General features: G+C 73.9%; 19 protein-coding genes and 3 pseudogenes. 11 read left to right on the top strand and 11 right to left on the bottom strand.

Features of this window, described 5'->3' with window-relative positions; genetic code table 11:
• From AB0L59_RS40235 to AB0L59_RS40225, 3 genes and pseudogenes are all read left to right on the top strand, one after another.
• Positions 1 to 183: pseudogene (locus AB0L59_RS40235) on the top strand (glucose-6-phosphate isomerase); the annotation flags it as partial.
• Positions 184 to 189: 6 nt separating this feature from the next.
• The gene (gnd, locus tag AB0L59_RS40230) at positions 190 to 1,068 is read left to right on the top strand and encodes a phosphogluconate dehydrogenase (NAD(+)-dependent, decarboxylating) (protein ID WP_365592600.1); all 879 of its coding nucleotides are present in this window, start codon (positions 190 to 192) and stop codon (positions 1,066 to 1,068) included.
• A 6-nt stretch (positions 1,069 to 1,074) separates the two neighbouring features.
• A complete protein-coding gene (locus AB0L59_RS40225) occupies positions 1,075 to 1,668 on the top strand; it encodes a histidine phosphatase family protein (protein ID WP_365592598.1) in 594 nt (197 codons plus the stop codon).
• A gap of 21 nt (positions 1,669 to 1,689) precedes the next feature.
• Here AB0L59_RS40225 and AB0L59_RS40220 read toward each other — a convergent pair whose 3' ends face one another.
• Positions 1,690 to 3,594, bottom strand: coding sequence for a glycosyltransferase family 39 protein (locus AB0L59_RS40220; protein WP_365592595.1), 1,905 nt, complete (start codon positions 3,592 to 3,594; stop codon positions 1,690 to 1,692).
• A 612-nt stretch (positions 3,595 to 4,206) separates the two neighbouring features.
• On the opposite strand from AB0L59_RS40220, the gene AB0L59_RS40215 reads away from it, so the two are divergent.
• Together AB0L59_RS40215 and AB0L59_RS40210 are read left to right on the top strand one after the other, a co-directional pair.
• Entirely contained in the window at positions 4,207 to 4,872 is a 666-nt protein-coding gene (locus AB0L59_RS40215) for a TetR/AcrR family transcriptional regulator (RefSeq protein WP_365592593.1), read from the top strand.
• Between the two features lie 114 nt (positions 4,873 to 4,986).
• A pseudogene (locus tag AB0L59_RS40210) lies at positions 4,987 to 5,150 on the top strand (MFS transporter); the annotation flags it as partial.
• Positions 5,151 to 5,198: 48 nt separating this feature from the next.
• Here the strand turns inward: AB0L59_RS40210 and AB0L59_RS40205 are convergent.
• Positions 5,199 to 5,540, bottom strand: coding sequence for a VOC family protein (locus tag AB0L59_RS40205; protein ID WP_365592591.1), 342 nt, complete (start codon positions 5,538 to 5,540; stop codon positions 5,199 to 5,201).
• An 86-nt stretch (positions 5,541 to 5,626) separates the two neighbouring features.
• Positions 5,627 to 6,118 carry an ion channel gene (locus AB0L59_RS40200; RefSeq protein ID WP_365592589.1) on the bottom strand — a complete coding sequence of 164 codons (492 nt, stop codon included), beginning with the start codon at positions 6,116 to 6,118 and terminating at the stop codon, positions 5,627 to 5,629.
• A gap of 642 nt (positions 6,119 to 6,760) precedes the next feature.
• Here AB0L59_RS40200 and AB0L59_RS40195 point away from each other — a divergent pair.
• Positions 6,761 to 7,735, top strand: a complete 975-nt coding sequence (locus tag AB0L59_RS40195) for a CorA family divalent cation transporter (RefSeq protein WP_365592587.1) — start codon at positions 6,761 to 6,763, stop codon at positions 7,733 to 7,735.
• A 31-nt stretch (positions 7,736 to 7,766) separates the two neighbouring features.
• Here the strand turns inward: AB0L59_RS40195 and AB0L59_RS40190 are convergent, their stop codons facing one another.
• Entirely contained in the window at positions 7,767 to 8,363 is a 597-nt protein-coding gene (locus tag AB0L59_RS40190) for a TetR/AcrR family transcriptional regulator (protein ID WP_365592584.1), read from the bottom strand.
• A 102-nt stretch (positions 8,364 to 8,465) separates the two neighbouring features.
• Between AB0L59_RS40190 and AB0L59_RS40185 the strand changes: the two genes are divergently transcribed.
• Positions 8,466 to 9,344, top strand: coding sequence for an NAD(P)-dependent oxidoreductase (locus tag AB0L59_RS40185; RefSeq protein ID WP_365592582.1), 879 nt, complete (start codon positions 8,466 to 8,468; stop codon positions 9,342 to 9,344).
• Between the two features lie 17 nt (positions 9,345 to 9,361).
• Here the strand turns inward: AB0L59_RS40185 and AB0L59_RS40180 are convergent, their stop codons facing one another.
• On the bottom strand, positions 9,362 to 9,799 hold the full coding sequence (locus tag AB0L59_RS40180) for a PPOX class F420-dependent oxidoreductase (protein WP_365592579.1): 438 nt from the start codon (positions 9,797 to 9,799) through the stop codon (positions 9,362 to 9,364).
• Between the two features lie 87 nt (positions 9,800 to 9,886).
• Here AB0L59_RS40180 and AB0L59_RS40175 point away from each other — a divergent pair, with 87 nt between their 5' ends.
• The 3 genes from AB0L59_RS40175 (at position 9,887) to AB0L59_RS40165 (ending at position 13,333) form a co-directional block, all read left to right on the top strand.
• Positions 9,887 to 10,468, top strand: a complete 582-nt coding sequence (locus AB0L59_RS40175) for a TetR/AcrR family transcriptional regulator (RefSeq protein WP_365592576.1) — start codon at positions 9,887 to 9,889, stop codon at positions 10,466 to 10,468.
• Positions 10,465 to 12,045: an MFS transporter gene (locus tag AB0L59_RS40170; RefSeq protein WP_365592573.1), complete on the top strand. Its 1,581-nt coding sequence runs from the start codon at positions 10,465 to 10,467 to the stop codon at positions 12,043 to 12,045. Before AB0L59_RS40175 ends, AB0L59_RS40170 begins: the two co-directional genes overlap by 4 nt.
• A 64-nt stretch (positions 12,046 to 12,109) precedes the next feature.
• Entirely contained in the window at positions 12,110 to 13,333 is a 1,224-nt protein-coding gene (locus AB0L59_RS40165; RefSeq protein WP_365592570.1) for a serine hydrolase domain-containing protein, read from the top strand.
• Between the two features lie 56 nt (positions 13,334 to 13,389).
• On the opposite strand, the gene ribA is transcribed toward AB0L59_RS40165, so the two are convergent.
• Positions 13,390 to 14,061, bottom strand: coding sequence for a GTP cyclohydrolase II (gene ribA, locus AB0L59_RS40160; RefSeq protein ID WP_365592568.1), 672 nt, complete (start codon positions 14,059 to 14,061; stop codon positions 13,390 to 13,392).
• 38 nt (positions 14,062 to 14,099) lie between these two features.
• Between ribA and AB0L59_RS40155 the strand changes: the two genes are divergently transcribed.
• Positions 14,100 to 14,888, top strand: coding sequence for a creatininase family protein (locus tag AB0L59_RS40155; protein ID WP_365592565.1), 789 nt, complete (start codon positions 14,100 to 14,102; stop codon positions 14,886 to 14,888).
• Positions 14,889 to 15,046: 158 nt separating this feature from the next.
• On the opposite strand, the pseudogene AB0L59_RS40150 reads toward AB0L59_RS40155, so the two are convergent.
• The 5 genes and pseudogenes from AB0L59_RS40150 to AB0L59_RS40130 all read right to left on the bottom strand — a co-directional run.
• A pseudogene (locus tag AB0L59_RS40150) lies at positions 15,047 to 16,078 on the bottom strand (lysylphosphatidylglycerol synthase transmembrane domain-containing protein); the annotation flags it as partial.
• Between the two features lie 485 nt (positions 16,079 to 16,563).
• On the bottom strand, positions 16,564 to 17,760 hold the full coding sequence (locus tag AB0L59_RS40145) for a trans-aconitate methyltransferase (protein WP_365592606.1): 1,197 nt from the start codon (positions 17,758 to 17,760) through the stop codon (positions 16,564 to 16,566).
• 71 nt (positions 17,761 to 17,831) lie between these two features.
• Entirely contained in the window at positions 17,832 to 19,019 is a 1,188-nt protein-coding gene (locus AB0L59_RS40140; protein ID WP_365592563.1) for a glycosyltransferase family 4 protein, read from the bottom strand.
• Entirely contained in the window at positions 19,016 to 19,414 is a 399-nt protein-coding gene (locus tag AB0L59_RS40135) for a 6-carboxytetrahydropterin synthase (protein WP_365592560.1), read from the bottom strand. Before AB0L59_RS40135 ends, AB0L59_RS40140 begins: the two co-directional genes overlap by 4 nt.
• A 111-nt stretch (positions 19,415 to 19,525) precedes the next feature.
• The gene (locus AB0L59_RS40130; RefSeq protein WP_365592557.1) at positions 19,526 to 20,515 is read right to left on the bottom strand and encodes a dehydrogenase; all 990 of its coding nucleotides are present in this window, start codon (positions 20,513 to 20,515) and stop codon (positions 19,526 to 19,528) included.
• Positions 20,516 to 20,559 lie beyond the last annotated feature (44 nt).

Here is a 20,559-nt window from a genome sequence, read left to right as displayed (position 1 = left end):
GAACACAAGGTGTTCGTGCAGGGCGCGGTCTGGAACATCGACTCCTTCGACCAGTGGGGCGTCGAACTCGGCAAGGTCCTCGCCAAGCGGGTCGAACCCGCCCTCACCCAGGGCGCCGACGTACCCGGTCTCGACCCGTCCACCACGGCCCTCGTCGCCGCCTACCGCACCCTCAGGAAGTGAACTGACATGCAGCTCGGTCTCATCGGTCTCGGCAAGATGGGCGGCAACATGCGCGAGCGGATCCGCCGCGCCGGCCACACCGTCATCGGCTACGACCGCAACCCCGAGGTCTCCGACGTCAAGTCCCTCGCCGAACTGGTCGAGAAGCTGGACGCGCCGCGCAACGTGTGGGTGATGGTCCCGGCCGGCACCGCCACGCAGACCGTCGTCGACGAACTCGGCGACCTGCTCGAGCCCGGCGACACGGTGATCGACGGCGGCAACTCCCGCTGGACGGACGACGAGAAGCACGCCGCCGCCCTCGGCATCAAGGGCATCGGATTCGTCGACGCCGGCGTCTCCGGCGGTGTGTGGGGCCTGCAGAACGGCTACGCGCTCATGGTCGGCGGCGACAAGGAGCACGTGGAGCCGCTGAAGCCGATCTTCGAGGCGCTCAAGCCGGAGGGCCCGTACGGCTACGTCCACGCGGGCCGGGTCGGTGCCGGGCACTTCTCCAAGATGGTCCACAACGGCATCGAGTACGCCATGATGCAGGCCTACGCCGAGGGCTGGGAGCTGCTGGAGAAGGTCCACTCGGTGGAGAACGTCCGCGAGGTGTTCCGCTCCTGGCAGGAGGGCACCGTCATCCGCTCCTGGCTGCTCGACCTCGCCGTCAACGCCCTGGACGAGGACGAGCACCTGCAGAAGCTGCGCGGCTACGCGGAGGACTCCGGCGAGGGCCGCTGGACGGTGGAGGCGGCGATCGACAACGCCGTTCCGCTCCCGGCGATCACGGCCTCGCTCTTCGCCCGGTTCGCCTCCCGGCAGGACGACTCGCCGCAGATGAAGATGATCGCCGCGCTGCGCAACCAGTTCGGCGGCCACGCGGTCGAGAAGAAGGACTGACCCGCCGTGGGGGACCTCCTGCTGGTCCGCCACGGTGAGACGGAGTGGAGCCTGTCGGGACAGCACACCAGCTGGACCGACCTGCCCCTGACCGGGCACGGTGAGGAACAGGCCAAGTCCCTCGCCCCGCTCCTCACCGGCCGGACCTACGCCCTCGCGCTGGCCAGCCCGCTGGGCCGCGCGGTACGCACCGCCGAACTGGCGGGCCTGACCGGGATCGTGCCCGATCCCGACCTGCACGAGTGGGACTACGGCGGCTACGAGGGTGTCACCACGGTCGACATCCACCGGACGCGCCCCGACTGGGACCTGTGGACCGACGGCGTGCCGCCCGGTCCGGCGGGCCACCCGGGCGAGTCACCGGAGCAGATCGGGGCCCGCGCCGACCGGGTGCTGGCCCGCGTCGCGGCGGCGCTCGCCACGGACGCCGGGGACGTGGTCCTCGTCGCCCACGCCCACTTCCTGCGCGTGCTCACCGCCCGCCGGCTGGGTCTGCCGCCCACCGAGGGCCGGCTGTTCCAGCTGGCCACCGGTACGGTCAGCCGGCTGTCGACCGAGCACGGCCGGCCCGTGATCGCCGAGTGGAACAGACGGCCCTGACGGCCCGCTCCGCGGCCCGGTTCACCTCTGGTGGGCCGGGCCGCAGTCGTACAGCAGCCGGGTCCGGTCGGCGGGGTCGTAGGCGGCCGGCGGGACGAGCGCGCAGTGGGCGGCGGTCCAGCGCAGCAGCACACCGGCCGGGGTGTCGCCCACGGGGGCGCCGGGGCGCAGATCGGCGCGCGGGAGCAGGACGTAGCGCAGTCGCCCGGTGCCCACCAGCCTGCGGAACGCGTCCGGCGCCGGATAGGGGACGCGGCCGGTGAAGCCGCCCATCGGCAGGACGGGGGCGTCGGCGGCGATGACGTACGGCGCGGCGCTCTGCCAGGCGGGTACGGCGGCCAGGTAGCGGGCCCCGCCGCGGTGTCCGGTCAAGTAGGCGAGCAGCCGCTGGTGCTGGGGACCGAGGGTGGACAGTGCGGTGCCGGTGCGGGTGCTGGTGGGACCGACCCGGCCGAAGCTGCCGGGCTGGTTGTAGCGCACGGACAGCGCGGACGCCGTCCAGACGGCCGGGACCAGCAGGACGGCGGCGAGACCGGCGGCGAGCGCGCCCGGCCGGCGGGCGAGCGCGAGCAGCAGGGCGAGCAGGCCGAGGGCGACCGCGCAGGGCGCCGACCAGGGCTGGAAACGCGGGTACCACAGCGTCAGGGCCGCGCACCAGACGACGTCGACGGCGAGGACGGCCGCGAGCAGCCGGCCGCGGTGGGCCCGGACGACGCCCACGGCGGCGAGCGCGGCCACGGCCACCGCGACGACGCCCATGTAGTACGTGTGACCGGTGACGCTGCCGAAGCTGAACACGGCGAAGAAGGTCACGCCCCACACGCCCCACAGCACATACCCGGCGAGCAGCCGGTCGGTGCGCGGAGGGCGGTGCCGCCGCAGTGCCAGCAGTCCGCCGACGAGGCCGAGCGCGGCCAGCGGGTAGAGCCAGCCGGTCTGGGTGGCCAGGCCCGGGCTGAACATCTTGCCCAGGCCGTCGCCCATGCCCGGGCCCAGGTGTCCGCCGGCCCGGGCGGCACGGCTCGCCACGATGCTGCCGGTGCCGGCCGCGTCGATGCCGACGGCGTGGAAACGGGTCAGGAAGTTGTAGCCGACGACCAGCGCGAACGGGGAGTCGTCGGTGGTGCCGTCGAGGTAGGGGCGGGCGCCCGCCGGGGTGAGGGCGGCCACCAGCATCCACGACGCCGACACCGCCACGGTCACCGCTCCGGCCAGGGCCACATGACCGATACGGCGGCGCCGTTCGGCGGGCGCGGCGACGAGATAGGTCGCGGCCAGCGCGGGCAGCACCGCCCAGGCCTCCAGCATCTTGCACTGGAAGGCGAGGCCCACCCAGACGCCCGCGAGCAGCAGGGTGCGCCGGCGGCCGTGCTCGGTGGCCCGCCAGGTGGCCTCGGCGGCCAGCAGCAGGAGCAGCACGAACGGGGCGTCCTCGGTGATCGAGCGGCCGAGGCCCACCGTCACCGGGGTCAGCGTCAGGAACGCGGCGGCCAGCAGCCCGGCGGGCACCCCGGCCCAGCGGCGCACCAGCACGTGCAGCAGGACCACACAGCCCACGATCTCCAGGGCCTGGGGCAGCACCAGCGCCCACGGGTGGAAGCCGAACACCAGCGCCGAGAGGGCCTGTGGCCACAGGAATCCGGGCAGCTTGTCCAGGGTGATGGAGCCCCTGGGGTCGAAGGAGCCGTAGAAGAAGTCGGCCGGACTGTCGGTCATGCTGCGCACCGCGCTCGCGTAGAAGGCGTGGTAGGTGCTGTGTCCGAGGCCCCACAGGCACAGAACGGCGGCGAGCACGGCGAGGGCGGCGAGCATCGGGAGCTCGTAGCGGTCGGTGCGGGCCTCGTCGGTCGGGGCGGCCGCGGGCGGGACGGTCGCGGTCGGCGGCAGGTCGGAACGCAGCAGCGGCCGGCCGGCGGGTATCGGCATGGGACTTCCAGGCACCCGGTCCGGGGACTCTCGGGTCCGGGACACCGGGTCTGTCCCGAACCGTGCGAGTATCGGCCGCCCGGATGACGGGCGGCACGTCGCGCGGCCGGGTCTCACCGAGGTCTCACCGCGGGCTCACCGGCTCCTTCACCGGCTCTTTCACAGCGAAGCGACCGGGCGCCGGCGCTGACGGCGCCCGGTCCCTTCCCTCCTCTTTCACCGCCGCCCGGCGTGCGGGGCGGCGAGCCGCACCGGCGCGTTCGGAAGGCGCCTCCCGCGTCCCGGTCGCAGAGGATGCCGATGTCCCGGTACGTGTCCAGCTCGCCGTCGGCGAAGTCGTACCGTGCGGCGAGGTCGTCGTGGCAGTTGGCCGGCACCGGCAGCAGGCGGCCGCCCGAGGACGTCGATGCCGGGGAGCTGTCATTGGCCACGCGGCCCCCCGATGCGGCACTGCGGCTCCCCGATGCGGCGCTAATGTACGAACCAGTACGTCAGCCGTGCCGGTCGCGCGGATCGCGAGGAAGACCCCGGGGTTTTCCGGGGCCCTGCTTCTACAATCACCGGCACGCGCACGCGTGCGCCGCCCAGGCGTCCCCGGCCCGGAGGAAAGCGATGACCAGCGTCGAAGAACCGGTACGACCCGGGGGGCGGCTGCGCGACGCCGCCCGCACGAAGGCCGAGATCCTCGACGTGGCCACGCAGGAGTTCGCCCGGGCCGGCTACGACGGCGCCCGCGTGGACGAGATAGCGGCCCGCACCCGCACCACCAAGCGGATGATCTACTACTACTTCGGCGGCAAGGAACAGCTGTTCACGGCCGTGCTGGAGCGGGCGTACGGGGCGATCCGCGAGGCCGGGCGGCAGCTGGACGTCGAGCATCTGGACCCGGTGGCCGCGATCCGGCGGCTGGCCGAGCTGACGTTCGACCACCACGAGCGGCACCCCGACCTCATCCGCCTGGTCAGCATCGAGAACATCCATGGCGCGGAGCACATCGCGGCCTCCGAGAAGCTCGGCAGGATCGGCTCCCCGGCCCTGGAGGCGATCCGCCGGATCCTCGTCGCGGGGCAGGAATCGGGGCTGTTCACGGCCGACGTGGACGCGGTCGACCTGCACGCGATGATCAGCTCTTTCTGTTTCTTCCGGGTCGCCAACCGGCACGCCTTCGGCGCCCTGTTCGGCCGGGACCTGGTGGACCCGGCCCAGCGGGAGCACTACCGGACCATGCTCGGCGACATGGTGATCGCCTACCTGACGGCGGAGCGGGCGGCCGGCTGACACCGCTCCGGGAGCTGTCGCAGCATCTCTTGACACGGGAGTGACACGGGCGCGACGCCCCACCCGCCGCAACTAACCATCCAGTGGGTTACTCGACTGGCGACCCCGAAGGAGCCTGGCGGCAACGACTGGCCGGCGGTGGCACTGTTCACGGCCGCGCCGTGCCTCCCGCCCGCCTGGCCGCACTCACCGCCCGCGAGACGCACACGGTGCCGACGGAACCGCTCGGGAAGCGGTCGGGCAGGCCGGCAAAGCGTGCGGAGCGGGCCACGGCCTGAGAGCGGGCCCGTACCGGGCGCCCAGGGCCGGGGGTGCGGCCCGCGCGGCTACGGTCTCGGGTGGCGCGGCTCGTACAGGGCGAGTTCGCCGCCGCCCGGCAGGCGGAGGGCGGTGGTCCGGCCCCAGCGGGCCTCCTCCACCGGTCGGGTGAACTCCACGCCGTCATCGGTGAGTTGGCGCCGCGTCGCATCGAGGTCGTCGCACATCAGCATCAGCTCGTGCGCCGGCTCGCCATCGGTGGGGTGACAGGCCACCTCGGCGGGCGGCGCCTGGAAGATCAGCCATCCGTGGCCGGCGTCGACGTGCGCCCATCCGAGAGTGTCGCGCAGGAAGGCCCGGTCCGCCTCCGCGTCCCGGCTGTAGAGCACCACATGCGCACCGTTGATCACGCGGGGAGACTAGTGCGGCGGACGGTGGCGGACAAGCACCGTCCGCCGCACCGGTCACCGAGTGCGCGGCGCCGGGCGCCCGAGCCTCACTCCGGAGTGCCCCGCCCCTGGCGGCGCAGACCGACGCGGACCGCGGCCGAGAGCACCCGCGCGGCGAGGCCGACGAGCAACAGACTGCACGCCATCTGGCACATCACGAGCACCCTGGCCGGCTCGGAGACCGCGGTGATGTCGCCGAAGCCGACGGTGGTGAACGTGGTGAGCGTGAAGTACAGCGCGTCCGTCCTCCTCAGGTGCTCGCTGAAGGAGCCGGGCACGGCGTGTTCGAGCAGGTAGTAACCGCTCGCGAACAGGACCAGGTACAAGGCGACCGTCGCCGCCAGGGCCTCGACGGCCTTCAGCCGCGGCGAGGCCGAGCGCATGATGAGCCGCACCTCCCACCAGAAGAACAGGCCGGCCGCCAGGAGGCCGCCGGCGAGAATCAGCGCGGTGACGCCGCCGCCGTGCCAGTCCAGCGGCAACAGGTAGTAAGCGGTGACGAGACCGGCCGCGAGGCCGACCGAACGCGCGACGGACACGGCCGAGGCCCTGGGCCCCGGCCCGCCGGAAGAGCGCACCCCCTTCGGCGGGGTCGGCTGCTTCCCGGCAGCCCCTGGATCGGTCATCTCGTGCCTCTTCGTCCGTTCCGCCGCAGGCCGGCCGCCGGCCCTCCGTACCCACCTCATCGTCGCCGCCCGGCGTACGGATCACCACGGGTGACACCCACGGCGTCCGGCCTGCCGGAGACGGGCCCGGCGTGATCCCCGCACACGGCCCTCGGCGACCGTCCGTGAACGGATCCGCTGATCGCGTGACACCGGCGGTATCCGGCGGTTCGCCCGCACCGGGCGAGGGCCGAGCTCCCGCCCCGCGCCCGCTGAGAGCCGTACGCGACGGCTGTCAGGCCAACACTCCGAACGGAGGACGAGACATGAGCGCGCAGGCCTGACGCCGACCGCCAACCACTCCGCAGCCCCATCCATCGCCAGACGAATCGCCGGACGAATCGCCGGACGACGACGGGCGACCGGCCTGGTCGACCGGGGAGTGCGTCGGGCCGCGTGTCGCCGCGGTCCTCACCCGTTCGGGGCCGCCCCACCGGCACATGAGCGCATCCGAGTGCGCGGACACCGCACCGCACGCACGCTGGGGCGTGGGCGACGGGATCAACGGTGAGGGTGATGATCGTAACGATGGTGTCGATGCCGGACGGGGCGACGACCTGCGTCTCCCTGTCGGAGGCGCGTCAGCGGCTCGCCACGGACCGCTTTCTGCTCCTCGATGTCGAGCTGCCGGAGGAGGAGGGCCCGGAGGACGAGCCACTGGCCCGCCGGCTCGGGCTGGACGCCGAGGAGCTGGCCTGGTTCGGCAGCCGGGGCGAGTCCGCGCGGGCCGAATTCCTGGGCGACCTCGCCGGCTTCGTCGTGCCGGTGGCCCAGGACGCGCGGGTCGCCCATGTGCACGCCCTGGCCGGCGAGCGCTTCGTGGTGATCGCCCACCGGGGCCGGACCGTCCTGGCCTCGGACATCACGAATCACCTGCGGCGAGAGCGGCCCCACGACGCCGTCGCCACGCTGTTCCTGCTGCTCCAGGAGGCGCTGGCGACGTTTCGCCGGGCTGCCGTGCAGGCGCTGCTCCAGGTGGAGGAGCTGGAGGACGGCATGTTCGAGGAGCGGCGGCCCGCGCAGATCTACCGTCTGTCCCAGCTGCGCCGCCGGGCCGCCCTCCTGCACCACGCCCTGCTGCCCTACCTGCAGGTGGTCGAGGAGATGATCACGCGCAGGATGATGAGCCGCGACTTTCCGGTGGAACGGCAGCGGCTCGCCCAGGAGTTCCAGCGCGCGGCCCGGCTGGTCCTCGCGGACACCGAGTCCCTGCAGGAGGCCACCCGCCGGGCCTTCGCCAGCTATGGGTCCCTCGTCGCGGGCGAACAGAACGGCGTGATCAACCGGTTGACCATCGTGTCGGTGATCTTCCTGCCGCTGTCGTTCCTCACCGGCTTCTTCGGCATGAACTTCACTTTTCTGACCGACGAGTTGGAGAGCAGGGCGGTCTTCTGGCTGCTCGCCGTGGGACTTCAGGTGATCGTCCTGGTCGCCGCCTTCTACGTGCTGCACCGCACCCGCGCCTGGCGGCGAATGCGGGACGAGGAGTGAGGTGGACCGGCCGACTTCCCGTGCGCCCGCGTCAAGGGGCCGGGGACACCGCCGCGTCGAGCAGGGGGCCCAGCTCCCCTACGGCCGTGGTCAGGGGGCGTACGTCCTGTTCGGCGCGGGCCATCAGGATCGCGCCCTCCAGGGTGCTGATCATCAGCGTGGCCAGGGATTCGGTCCGGGCGGCGGGGACGCCCATGCCGGACAGGGCCTCGGCGAGCGGCGTCCGCCAGGCCGTGAACGCGGCCGCCGCGGCCTCGCGGGTGGAGCCGCCGGCGGAGACGCACTCGGCGGTGGCGGCGGCGACCGGGCAGCCCGCCGCGAAGCCCTCCGCCGCGTACTCGTCGGTCCACTGCCCGACCATAGCCGCGAACAGGCCGCTCGGCGTCGGTTCCCGGAGCCCCGCGAGAAAGCGCGCGATCCGCTTGCCCGCGTACCGTCCGGCCCAGCCGACGGCCTCGTTGACCAGCTGCTCCTTCCCACCCGGGAAGTAGTGCTGGAGCGAGCCGCGCGGTGCGCCGGCGTGGGCGGCGACCTCCCGCATGCCGGTGGCGGCGACTCCGTCGCGCCGGATGAGCTGGGCCGCGCTGAAGACCATCCGCTCCCGCGGGCCCCGTCGCACCTCGCCCATCGCCGACCTCCGTTCCTCGACGCCCCCACTCTATGACCATCGTCATAACGGCGGCTACTATGACAGCGGTCATAGTGGTTCCCGGAGCGAAGGGCGGCCCCCGTGAACGTCGGGTTCATCGGTCTCGGAGTGATGGGCCGGCCCATGGCGCGGCGCCTGGTGTCCGCCGGCACTCCCCTGGTGGTCTGGAACCGGACCGCGGAACGCGCCGCACCCCTGCGGGCGGCCGGGGCCACGGTCGCCGCGGACGCCGACGAGGTGTTCACGCGGGCGGAGGTGGTGCTGCTGATGCTCGCCGACGAAGCCGCGGTCGACTCCGTGCTGGGCCGCGGCACACCGGCGTTCGCCGCACGGGTCGCCGGGCGCACCGTCGTCCACATGGGCACCACGTCCCCCCAGTACTCGCACGCCCTGGAGACCGACGTCCGCGCCGCCGGCGGCCGGTACGTCGAGGCGCCCGTCTCCGGATCACGAGTCCCGGCGGAGGAGGGGCAGCTGGTGGCGATGCTCGCGGGCGAGGACGCCGCCGTGGACGCCGTACGGCCGCTGCTCGCGCCGCTGTGCCGGGAGACGTTCGTGTGCGGGCCGGCACCCGGGGCGCTGCTGATGAAACTGTCCGTGAACCTCTTCCTGATCACCCTGGTGACCGGCCTGGCCGAGGCGTTCCACTTCGCCGAGCGACAGGGCCTGGACCGGCGGCTGTTCCTGGAGGTCCTGGACGCGGGCCCCATGGCCAGCGGTGTCTCCCGGATGAAGGCGCCGAAGCTGCGCGAGCGGGACTTCGCGGTGCAGGCGGCCGCGCTGGACGTACTGAAGAACAACCGGCTGATCGCCGAGGCGGCCCGCAAGGCGCAGCTGGCCTCACCACTCCTCGACGTGTGCCACGCCCTGTTCGAGGAGACCGTGACACAGGGACACGGCGGCGAGGACATGGTCGCCGTGCTGCGCGCGATCGAGACGCGGACCGCCGGGGCGGTGTAGCGGGGACCGACCGAGCCTCAGCGCTTCGGAATGCCGTACACCCGGTCGACGTGCAGCCGCACCACCAGCCGGCGGTCGCGGACCATCGCCGCCCGGTAGTCGTCCCAGTCGGGGTGTTCGCCGAGGACGTCCCGGTAGAGGCGGACCAGTTCCTCGACGGTGTCGTCGTGCGGGTCCTGGGCCACCGGCGACAGTTCCGCCGTTCCCTCGGCGACCGCGTACGCCCAGCGGTCGGCGCTGGTGACGTGGTACGAGGCGCGCGGGTCGCGGCGGAGGTTGCGGGTCTTGGCGCGGTCGTCGGTGACGGAGACGCGGATGATCCGCTCGTCGGGGTAGTAGGCGTGGCTGACGTTGGACAGCTGGGGGCGGCCGTCGCGCTTGAGGGCGACCAGTACGCCGCAGTGGCCTTCGGAGAGCAGTTCGAGCAACGCGTCCTGCGTGGAGTCCTGAGTCATAACCGGGTCAACTGGCGGCACCGCCCCGGGCATTCCCGCACCGGGCCCTCGATAGACACTGTCTACGGGGTCTGGTAGACACTGTCTATGACCGAGTCCGACATCGGGTTGCGCGAACGCCTGGTCGACGTGGGCGTGGAACTGCTGGCCGCCGAGGGGCTGCGGGCGCTGACCCTGCGGGAGATCGCCCGGCGCGCGGGCGTCTCGCACGGCGCGCCGCGCCGCTACTTCCCCACGCATCTGGAGCTGCTGTCGGCCATCGCGCTGCGCGGCTTCACCGACCTGGCCGAGCGGGCGCGTACGACGCTCACGCACGCCCCGGCCGGTCCCCGGGCGCGGGTGGCGGCGTTGGCCCGGACGTATCTGGAGTTCGCCCTCGACCACCCCGGCATGTACGAGCTGATGTTCCGTCACGACCTGCTGGAGAGCGGGCGGCTGGGGTTGCGGGAGACGAGCCTTCCGTTGTTCGGGGTGCTCGCGGGGCTGGTCGGCGAGGCGCGACCCGAGGCCGACGCGCGGCGGGTGGCGGGCGCGTTGTGGGCGAATCTGCACGGACTCGCCCAGCTGTGGCGCTGGCGCAGCCTCCAACTCGCGCTCGGCGAAGACGACGTCGGCGCGCTGCTCGAGGCGGTGCTGGTGGCGCACCTGGGCGCGGAGGACGGCCGGTGAACCGGCGCTGGGTGCTGGCCGGCAGTGTCGCCGGCGCGGTGGCCGTCGCGCTGGACGGTACCGTCCTCACGGTCACGCAGCCGCGTCTGCAAGGGGAATTCGACGCCTCACTCGCCGAGGTGCAGTGGACCAGTACGGCGTATCTGGTCGTGGTGGCGAGCCTGCTGGTGTTCGCGGGACGGCTCGGTGACCGGTACGGGCAGCGGCGGGTGTTCGCGCTCGGCATGCTGGGTTTCGGGGCGGCGTCGGCGGCGATCGGTGTCGCGCCCGGCGTGGGCTGGGTGATCGGGCTGCGGGCCCTCCAAGGGGTGTTCGGGGCGCTGTTGCAGCCGGCCACGCTGGGCATGCTGCGGGCGGCGTACCCGCCGGACCGGCTGGCCGGGCCCCTCGCCGTGCGGACCGCCGCGATCGGGCTGGCGGCGGCCGCGGGTCCGCTGGTGGGAGGGGCGCTGGTGACGACGCTGGGCTGGCGGGCGGTGTTCTTCGTCAACGTGCTGCCCGCGCTCGTCTTCGGCCTGCCCGCCCTGCCGAGCGCTCCGCCGGAACCACCGCGGTATGTCGTCGCTCGTGCGCGGCGCCGTCGTGGCTGGTCGCGCCCGCGCGGCGGCGGGCGATCTGCCCCGGCAGCCCACCCCGCCGGGGCGCCGGCGGACCGCGACGCCCTTCACCGCCCGTGCCCGCGGCCGCGGCGGACCCCCGCGGCTTCCCGGACGCCGCTGGACGTGCCCGGCGCCCTCCTGCTCGCGGTGACGCTGTCCTGCCTGGTGCACTCCGTGACCGTGCGGCCGGTCTCCGGAGCCGGGCTCGCCGTCGCCGCTGTCGCCGCCGCCGTCCTCGTACGGCACGAACGGCGCACGCCGAGCCCTCTGCTGTCGCCGGCGGTCGTCGGCTCCCGAGCGGTCGGGGCGGCGCTCGGCGTCCTGGTCGTCGTCTCCGCGGCCCTGTTCGGCGCGCTCTTCGTGGCCACGTACGTCCTGCAACGCCGCCTCGGACTGGACCCGTTGCACAGCGCGCTGCGCAGTCTGCCGCTGGCGGTGACGATGGTGGCGTCCGCCGCGCTGTGCCCGGTCCTGCTGCGCCGCCTCGGGGCCCGCGGTACGGCGACGGCGGCGACGTCGCTGCTCGCGCTGGGTGTCCTCATGCTGTCCGGGGCGTCGGCCGCGCCGGCGCTCGGCTGCGCGTTCGCCCTGCTGGGCGCGGGGTTCGGGACGGTGATGGTGGCGGCCACCCAGGTGGTCGTACGGCGGGCGGAGGTGGCCGTGGCGGGAGTCGCGGGCGGGCTGCAGCAGACGGCGCTGAACGTCGGCCCGGCCGTGGGGGTGGCCGCCGCGAGCACGCTGATGGCGGCCGGGACCGGGGCCGCGTTGCTCGTGCTGGCGGCCGTCGCGGCGCTCGCCGTGCCCCTGGCGCGTGCGCTGCCCGCTGCCGACGGCGAGGACCCGCGCCCCGGGGCCGAGGGCGAGCGTGCCGTCTCCCGGGCCTTCCGCGAGCAGACCGCGCCGGGCGCGGACGGCGTCGCGTCGATCACACACACCGCTGATGAGCGGGTCGACGGCGGTGCTCCTGCGGGACGATGAGGAACGGGTGCGTCCCCGGCGGGCAGTCGGGAGGCATCGCGGACCAGGCGACCGGAGGAGAGCGATGGCACAGCTGCGGCAGGAAGTCGACCCCGACGAGGCGGGGCTGGACGTCGGGGCACTGGACCGCCTGGACCGGCACGTCGCCCACTACGTGGACGAGGGGCGGCTGCCCGGCTTCCTGGTGGCCCTGTCCCGCGGCGGCCGGGTCGCCCACCTCACCACGCACGGCATGCGCGACGTCGCGGCGGGACTGCCGGTCGAGGCGGACACCCTGTGGCGGATCTACTCGATGACCAAGCCGGTCACCGCGGTCGCCGTGCTGCTGCTGGTGGAGGACGGCAGACTGGCGCTGGACGATCCGCTCGACCTCCATCTGCCGGCGTTCGCCGACCCCGTGGTGTACGAGGGCGGTGCGGACGCGGAGCTGCGCACCCGCCCGGCCGCCGGCCCGATCCTGATCCGGCATCTGCTCACCCACACCGCGGGCCTGACGTTCGGCTTCTACCACCGGCACCCGGTCGACGCCCTCTACCGCGCCTCCGGCCTGGAGTACTCGGTGCCGCCGGGCGCCGATCTGGCCGAGACCGTGGAGGTCTACGCCCGGATGCCGTTGCAGTTCGAACCGGGGACGCGGTGGAACTACTCGGTCGCCTCGAACGTACTGGGCCGGGTGATCGAGGTGGTCTCGGGGCAGCCGCTGGACACGTTCTTCGCCGAGCGGATCCTGCGTCCGCTCGGCATGGCCGACACCGGCTTCCACGTCGAGCCCGGACGGGCGGGCAGGCTGGCCGAGTTGTACGGGGAGACGGACGAGGGCGGGATCGCGCCGGTGCCGGGACTGCCGGTGCACGGCCGGCCGCGGTTCCTGTCCGGCAGCGGTGGCCTGGTCTCCTCCGCGTACGACTTCCACCGGTTCATGGAGATGCTGCGCCGGGGCGGCGAACTGGACGGCGTCCGGCTGCTGTCGGCCGCCACCGTCGCGGAGATGACCCGCAACCAGCTGCCCGGCGGCGCGGACCTGCGGTCCTTCGGCGCCCCCGTCCACCAGGAGCCCGGCAACGACGGGCTGGGCTTCGGTTTCAACGTGTCGGTGGTGACCGACCCCTCCCGCACCCTGGCCCCCGCCGGCCTCGGCACGTACGGCTGGACCGGCGTGGCCACGACGGCGTTCTGGGTCGATCCGGCACGGGAGCTGACGGCGCAGTTCATGACGCAGGTGCGCCCGAAGACCCTGAAGATCTTCCCGGAGCTGCGCCGGCTGGTGCACGAGGCGCTGACGGACTGACCGTCCCGGCGCCCGCCGCCCGTGGGGGGAGGCGGCGGGCGCCGGGACGGCCGGCTTCAGGAGCCGTGGGCGACGGCGTCCAGATGGGGCAGGATGTGGTCCATCCGCTCCCGCTTGGTGCGCAGATACGTGATGTTGCTCTCGCACGGCTCGATCAGCAGCGGCACCTGCTCGGCGACGTGGATGCCGTGCCGGACCAGCGCCTCCCGTTTGCGCGGGTTGTTGGACATCAGGCGTACCGAGCGCACCCCGAGGTCGCGCAGGATCTCGGCCGCGACGCCGTAGTCGCGGGCGTCGACGGGCAGGCCGAGCGCGAGGTTCGCCTCCACCGTGTCCAGGCCCTCCGCCTGCAGGGCCATCGCGCGCAGCTTGGCGAGCAGTCCGATGCCGCGGCCCTCGTGGCCCCTCAAGTAGACGACGATGCCACTGCCTTCGGCGACGACGGCACGCAGCGCGGACGCCAGTTGGTCACCGCACTCGCAGTGCCGGGAGCCGAACGCGTCCCCGGTCAGGCACTCGGAGTGCAGCCGGGTCAGCACGTTCTCGGTGCCGATCTCGCCGTACACCAGGGCCACTTGCTCGTCATCGCGGTCGTGGTCCAGGTAGCCGATCGCCTGGAATTTCCCGTACACGGTGGGCAGCGGCGCATTCACGACGCGTTCCGCGCCCGAACGCCGCGGGGACTTCTTGCCGAGTACGCCCATGTTGACGCCGGAGTTTTCTGTCATGATCTGATTCCTAAGCAGAGACGAAAGGCCGTGAAAAGATGAGTGGTTCGGGCGCGCGGGCGGCGGCACATGGAGGATCGGACATCGTGGCGTACGGCATGGTGCCGACGGACACCACGGACGACGTGCGGGCGCGGGGGGCGGGCGTTTCAGCACAGGTCGCCGTCCTTCCCGTCGGCAGTTTCGAGCAGCACGGTCCGTTCCTTCCGCTGGCGACCGACACGCTCGTCGCCTGTGCCGTGGCACGTGAGATCGCCGCCGCGTACCCGGTGCACCTCCTTCCTCCGGTGACGGTCTCCTGCTCGCACGAGCACGCCCACTGGCCGGGGACCGTCAGCATCTCCGCGGTGACCCTGCACGCGGTGGTCTCGGACATCGCGGCGTCGCTGCGCCGCTCGGGCGTCGACGCGCTCGTCGTGGTGAACGGCCACGGCGGCAACTACGTCCTGGGCAATGTCGTCCAGGAAGCCTCCGCGCGCGGTGCGCGTATGGCGCTGTTCCCGGCCGCCGAGGACTGGGAGACGGCGCGGGAGCGGGCGGGGGTGCACACCTCGCTGCTCACCGACATGCACGCGGGGGAAATCGAGACCTCGATTCTGCTGCACGCTCACCCCGAATTCGTCCGCCCTGGTTACGAGTCCGCCGATTTCACCGCCGACGACCGTCGTCATCTGCTCACCGTGGGAATGTCCGCCTATACCGAATCAGGCGTCATCGGCCGTCCTTCCCTGGGGTCGGCGGAAAAGGGCAAGGAACTGCTGGCGAGCCTGGCGGAATCGTTCGAGCCGTATTTCGCGTTGCTCACCTCCGCGCGGGAGCGCGGATAGTCCGACGCGGGGCCGCCGGTCGCGGCGGCCGGAGCCCGGCCCGCCGGGCCGGTCGCGCCACGCAGCCCGGCGTACCAGCGCACGACCAGGACGACGGCGCCGGGCAGGCTCGCCACGAAGCTCAGCACGCCGTAGACGACGGCGACGGCGACCCCCGTGCTCGCGCCCAGTCCCGCGGCGCCGAACGCCCAGGCGGTCACGCCCTCGCGGGGGCCGAAGCCGCCGACGTTCAGCGGCAGTCCCATGGCGACCAGGGCGAGGACGGCGAGCGGGACGAGCACCGCGACCGGGGCGGCGGAGCCGGCGACCCGGGCCGCCACGACGAACGTCGCCAGGTGCCCGGCCAGGATCACGGCGGAGGACAGCGCGACGGCCGGGCCGCCCCGGCGGGAGAACAGGCCCGCCCGTGCCGCGCCGAGGGCGGTGCCGAGACCCCGGGCGCGGCGGGAGAGCGCCCGGTTCATGCGTACCGCGAGGCCGACGGCGAGCACGCCGGCCACGGCGAGGGCCACGGGTGGGGCGGCGTCGCGGGCCGCGGCGCGGACCGGGGACGGCAGCGTCGGCAACGTGGCGGCGGCGAACACGGCCAGTGCGATCTGCCCGGCGACGCGTTCCAGGACGACGGCCTTCACCCCTCCTCGCAGGTCGCCGGCGCTCTGTCCGTGCCGGACCGCCCGGTGCACATCGCCCAGGATCCCGCCGGGCAGGGCCGCGTTCAGGAACAGCGCCCGGTAGTAGTCCGCGACGGCGGGGCCGAGCGGCAGCCGGATGCGCAGGCCACGGGCCACCAACTGCCAGCGCCAGGCGCTGAGTACGGTGGAGACCCCGCCGATGCCCAGCGCCGCCAGCACCGTCACGGTGTCGATCCGCCGCAGCCCGTCGAGGAGCACACCGGTGCCCAGCCGCCACAGCAGGGCGGCGAGGATGACCACCCCGGCCACGGTGCCGAAGTGCGTGCGCAACGCCCGGAGCCGGGGACGCCGGGCGGCGGGGGGCCGCGCGGGCTCGGGTACCGTCTCCGACGGGGACGCTTCCGCGAGCGAGGCGGGCGATTCCGGCGGCGAGGAAGGCAGGTCCGCGAGCGAGGCGGGCCGGCCGGTGAGTGGGGAGGGCTGGTCCGCGAGCGAAGCGGGCCGGCCGGTGAGCGTGGAGGGCTGGTCCGCGAGCGAGGAGGGCCTGTTCGGGAGCATGAACGGCTTCTCCGTAAGCGCGGACGACTGGTCCTCGCGCGCGGACGGCTGGTCCAGGAGCCTGGTGCCCGCCGCGCGGACCGCCTGCGCCGGGCCCGCACCCGGTGCACCTATGTCCGGCACGCGCGCGTGCATCGTGCCGGCGCCGTGCACGCACGCATCGGCGGGGCCGCCGTTGTCCACGCGCGCGTGCACCGCTTCCGTACTTCTCACGCGCGGCCGGGTCGTCTCCGTGTCCGGTACGCGCGCGTACCCCGTTTCCGCGTCCTGCACGCGTGCGCGAGCCGGCTCCGCACGCTCCACGGCCGCGTCAGCCGGCTCCGGGCCCTGCACCCGTGCGCGAGCCGTTTCCGAGTCCCGCGTGCCCGCGTGCACCGTGCCCGTGGGCGGCATCGGCGTGTGGGCCCTGTTCGTGTCGTGCACGCGCGCGTGGCCGTCGGCTTCGGTGAGCCGCCGCCCGTGTTCCGTCGCCGCCGACCACGTCCTCATGACGTGCCGCCCGTCGGCCGGGGCAGGGCCAGCAGGTCGCTGTGGTGGACCACGGCCCGGAGCACCCCGGCCGCGCAGGCCGCCAGCCGGTCCCGCAGGTAGCGCTCGGCACGGTCGCGCAGTTCGGGCCGCTGTTCCACGGCCGCGCCCACCCAGCCGCGCAGCCACTGCTCGGTCAGCGCCGCCTCCTCGGGGCCGAGCCGCCAGGGGCTCGGGTGCACCCGTACGGCGGCCCCGCGCGCCTCGAACGCCTCGCAGGCCACGGTGACCGCGTCCGGGCCGAGCAGCCCGGCGCGCCGCTGATGGGCGTTGAAGGCGTCGGCGATCTCCGCGTCCAGCGGGTCGGCCGGGCTGAGTTCGACGCGTCCGGCGACGGAGAGGGTGAGCAGCGCGGGGCAGCCGGCCCCGGCGCAGGCGTCGACGAGAGTGACGACCTCCTCGCGGGTGAGGACGTCGAGCAGCGCCGACGCGGTGACCAGCGAGGCCCCCGCCAGCGCGTCCCCGGTCAGCCGGGCCACGTCGCCGCGCCGGGTCTCCACGGTGACGCCGCTGCCGTCGGCGGCGGAACGCGGGGAGCCCACGGCGGCGAAGTGCAGCAGATAGGGGTCGCGGTCGTGCAGGACCCAGTGCTGGGCCCCGTCCAGGCGGGGCGCGAGCCAGCGGCCCATCGAGCCGGTGCCGCAGCCCAGGTCGTGCACGGCCAGTGCGCCGGTGCGGCCCGTCAGGTTCGCCAGCCGGATGCGCAACGGATCCAGCAGGTCCTGGGCGCGGGCGGCCGCGTCGGCCGGTTCCCTGAGCCGCAGCCATTCGGGGGCGTACCGGGGCGTTTCCTCGGGTTCGCCGTCACGCAGCCGTACGGTGTCCCGCTCGCCGGGACGGCCGACGGGTCCGGCACCGGCGACGACCGAGGCGCCGGCGCCGCGTGCACCGTCGTCGGGGGCGTCCCCGCAGCCGCCGGCGTCGTCCGCCGCCGCCCGGGTCCCGCGAGCGCCTTCCGCTCCGGCCTCGGAGCCCGGGGCCGCACCGCTCCGCGCCGCCGTGGAGGCCCTGCCGCCGCGCTCCCCCGCGCCGGAAGCCTCCCGGTCCGCCGTAGCGGCCGGGGTACGAGCCGCACCGCGACCGGCCTCGCGCGCCGGTTCCGCCGCGCCTTCGGTCCTGCGCGCAGCCTCCACCTCGGCCTCGCTCTCCCGCACCGGCACCGCGTCCCTCGGCCCGCACTGGGCCGGAATCGACGCGATGCCGTCCGTCGTGGTCTCCGGGCTGGTCATGCCGCCCTCCTCGGGGCTTCGGGGAGCCGGGCGAGGACTCCGGCCAGGCTGCGGGCGGTGGTGGCCCAGCCGTCGAGCGCGGCGCGGCGGCCGCGGGCGGCGGCCTTGAGGCGGCGCCGGACGTCGGGTTCACCGAACCAGCCGCGCAGTTCGGCGGCGAGCGCGGCGGGGTCCTCCGGCGGGACGAGGATGCCGGGCACCCCGCCGTCGGGGGCGCGGCCGACCGCCTCCGGCAGGCCGCCCACGTCGGTGGCGAGCACCGGGATGCCGCGGGCCAGGGCCTCGGTGACCGCCATGCCGTAGGTCTCGGCGTAGGAGGTGAGGACCATCAGGTCGGCGGCGGCGTACGTGGCGTCGAGGTCGGCGCCGGAGCGGGGGCCGGTCAGGTGCAGCCGGCCGGCGAGGCCGTACCGGGCGATCAGATCCCGCAAGTGGGCCACGTACCCGGGGTCGTGTCCGAGTCCGCCGACCAGCTCACAGGTCCACGGCAGGTCCCGTGCGGTCGCGAGCGCCTCCACGAGCCGGTGCTGTCCCTTGCGCGGGGTGACGGCGGCCACGCACAGCAGCCGGGAGACGCCGTCGGTGCCGGGGGCGAGGGGCGCGATGTCGGCACCGGGCGCGGCGACGTGCACCCGTTCGGGGGCGAGCCCGTGGTGGGAGACGAGGCGGCGCACCGCCCACTCACTGGTCGCGACGACGGCGGGCGCCGCGCGCAGCACGGCACGTTCGCGGGCGTCGAGGTCGGCGGCGACGGCCGGGGCGAGGCCCGTCTCGTCGCCGAGCGGCAGATGGACGAGCACGGCCAGGCGCAGGCGGTCGGCGTGCGGGGTGACGAGCTCCGGGACGCCGCAGGCGACGAGCCCGTCCAGCAGCACCACCGCGTCGTCCGGCAGGTCCCGCAGGGTGCGGGCGAGGTGGTCGCGGGCGGCCCGGTCCGGGCGCGGCCAACTGCCGGGCGCGGTGTGCCGGGTGACGTGCCAGCCGAAGCCGGGCAGGTCCAGGCAGACCCGGCGGTCGTAGGCGTTGCCGCCGCTGGGCGCGGCCGGGTCGTCGACGCCGCCCGGCAGGACGAAGTGCACGGTGCGCAGGGACATGGTGATGATTCCGGCCTTCTCGACGGCGACGGCCGTGGGCTGCGCCGGGACGTGGGACAGCCGTGTCCGCTGCGTGGTCGTCCCGGTCACAGGCCACGCTCGTAACTCGCCCAGGCGATGTGCGACTCGTGCAGGGTGACGGCGATGCCCGCGAGACCCTTGGCGCCCTCGCCGAGGGCGCCCTTGTGGACGCGTTCGGCGAGCCGGTCGGCGATGACCTTGGCGAGGAACTCCGTGGAGGTGTTGACACCGGCGAACTCGGGTTCGTCGTCGAGGTTGCGGTAGTTCAGCTCGGCGGTGATGAGGCTCAGTTCCTGCGTGGCCAGGCCGATGTCCACCACGATGTTGTCCTCGTCCAGCTGCTCGCGGCGGAAGGTGGCGTCCACCAGGAACGTGGCGCCGTGCAGTCGCTGCGCGGGCCCGAACACCTCGCCGCGGAAGCTGTGGGCGATCATGATGTGATCGCGGACGGTGATGCTGAACAACGGACGACCCTCCAGGTACGACGCGTCTGGCCCCCCAGTCCTTACCCGTCGGGGGATGCCGTGTATTACGGCTCTTCGCTTCCCCGTGTTCAGCCCTCTCTCACTCTTTTCTCAGGTCAGGCCCGTCTCGGTGTACCGGATCCGGTGGCAGAGGGCCGGGATCTCCCCGGAGGCGAGCTTCGGCATGACGTCCGGGAGTTGCTCGAAAGCGCTCTCCCCGGTGATGAGAGCGTCCAGTGCCGGGTCGGCGAGCAGGTCGAGGGCGAGCGCCATCCGGTCGGCGTACGTGCGGCCGGCACGGGCGCCCGGGGAGACGGTGCCGACCTGGCTGCTGCGCACGGTGAGCCGGCGGGAGTGGAAGGCCTCACCGAGCGGCAGGGCGACACGCCGGTCGCCGTACCAGCTCAGTTCCACGACCGTGCCCTCGGGGGCGAGGAGTTGCAGGGCCCGGGTGAGTCCGGCCTCGGTGGCGCTGGCGTGCACGACGAGGTCGCGGTCGCCGAGGGCGCTCTCGGGCGTGGCGAAGTCCACGCCGAGCGCCTCGGCGGTCTTGGCGCGGGCGGGGTCGGCGTCGACGAGCTGCAGCCGCACGCCGGGGAAGCGGGCGAGCAGGGCGGCCACCGAGCAGCCGACCATGCCGCCGCCGACCACCGCGATCCGGTCGCCGATCCGCGGCGCCGCGTCCCACAGGGCGTTCACGGCGGTCTCCACGGTGCCGGCGAGCACGGCCCGCGCGGCGGGGACCCCCTCGGGTACGACGGTCACGGCGTTCACCGGAACGACGTAACGGCTCTGGTGTGGATACAGGCAGAAGACGGTACGCCCGGTCAGCGCATCCGGCCCCTCCTCCACCGTGCCGACGCTGAGGTAGCCGTACTTCACCGGGCCGGGGAAGTCGCCCTCCTGGAACGGCGCCCGCATCGCGGCGTGTTGGCTCTCCGGGACTCCGCCGCGGAACACCAGCGTCTCCGTGCCCCGGCTCACCCCGGAGTACAGGGCACGCACCAGGACCTCGTCCTCGGCGGGCTCAGCGAGGGTGAGGTCGCGCAGCTCGCCGTGGCCGGGTGAGCGCAGCCAGAACGCGCGGGCCGAGCGGTTCATCGGCATCCTCCTGAACAGTAGGGAAGTTGTTCACGTACCGAGAA

Source organism: Streptomyces sp. NPDC052109 (genome assembly GCF_040680195.1).
Lineage (GTDB): Bacteria > Actinomycetota > Actinomycetes > Streptomycetales > Streptomycetaceae > Streptomyces.
Note: the sequence above shows the minus strand (reverse complement) of the source record. Positions and strands in the feature narration are given on the sequence as shown.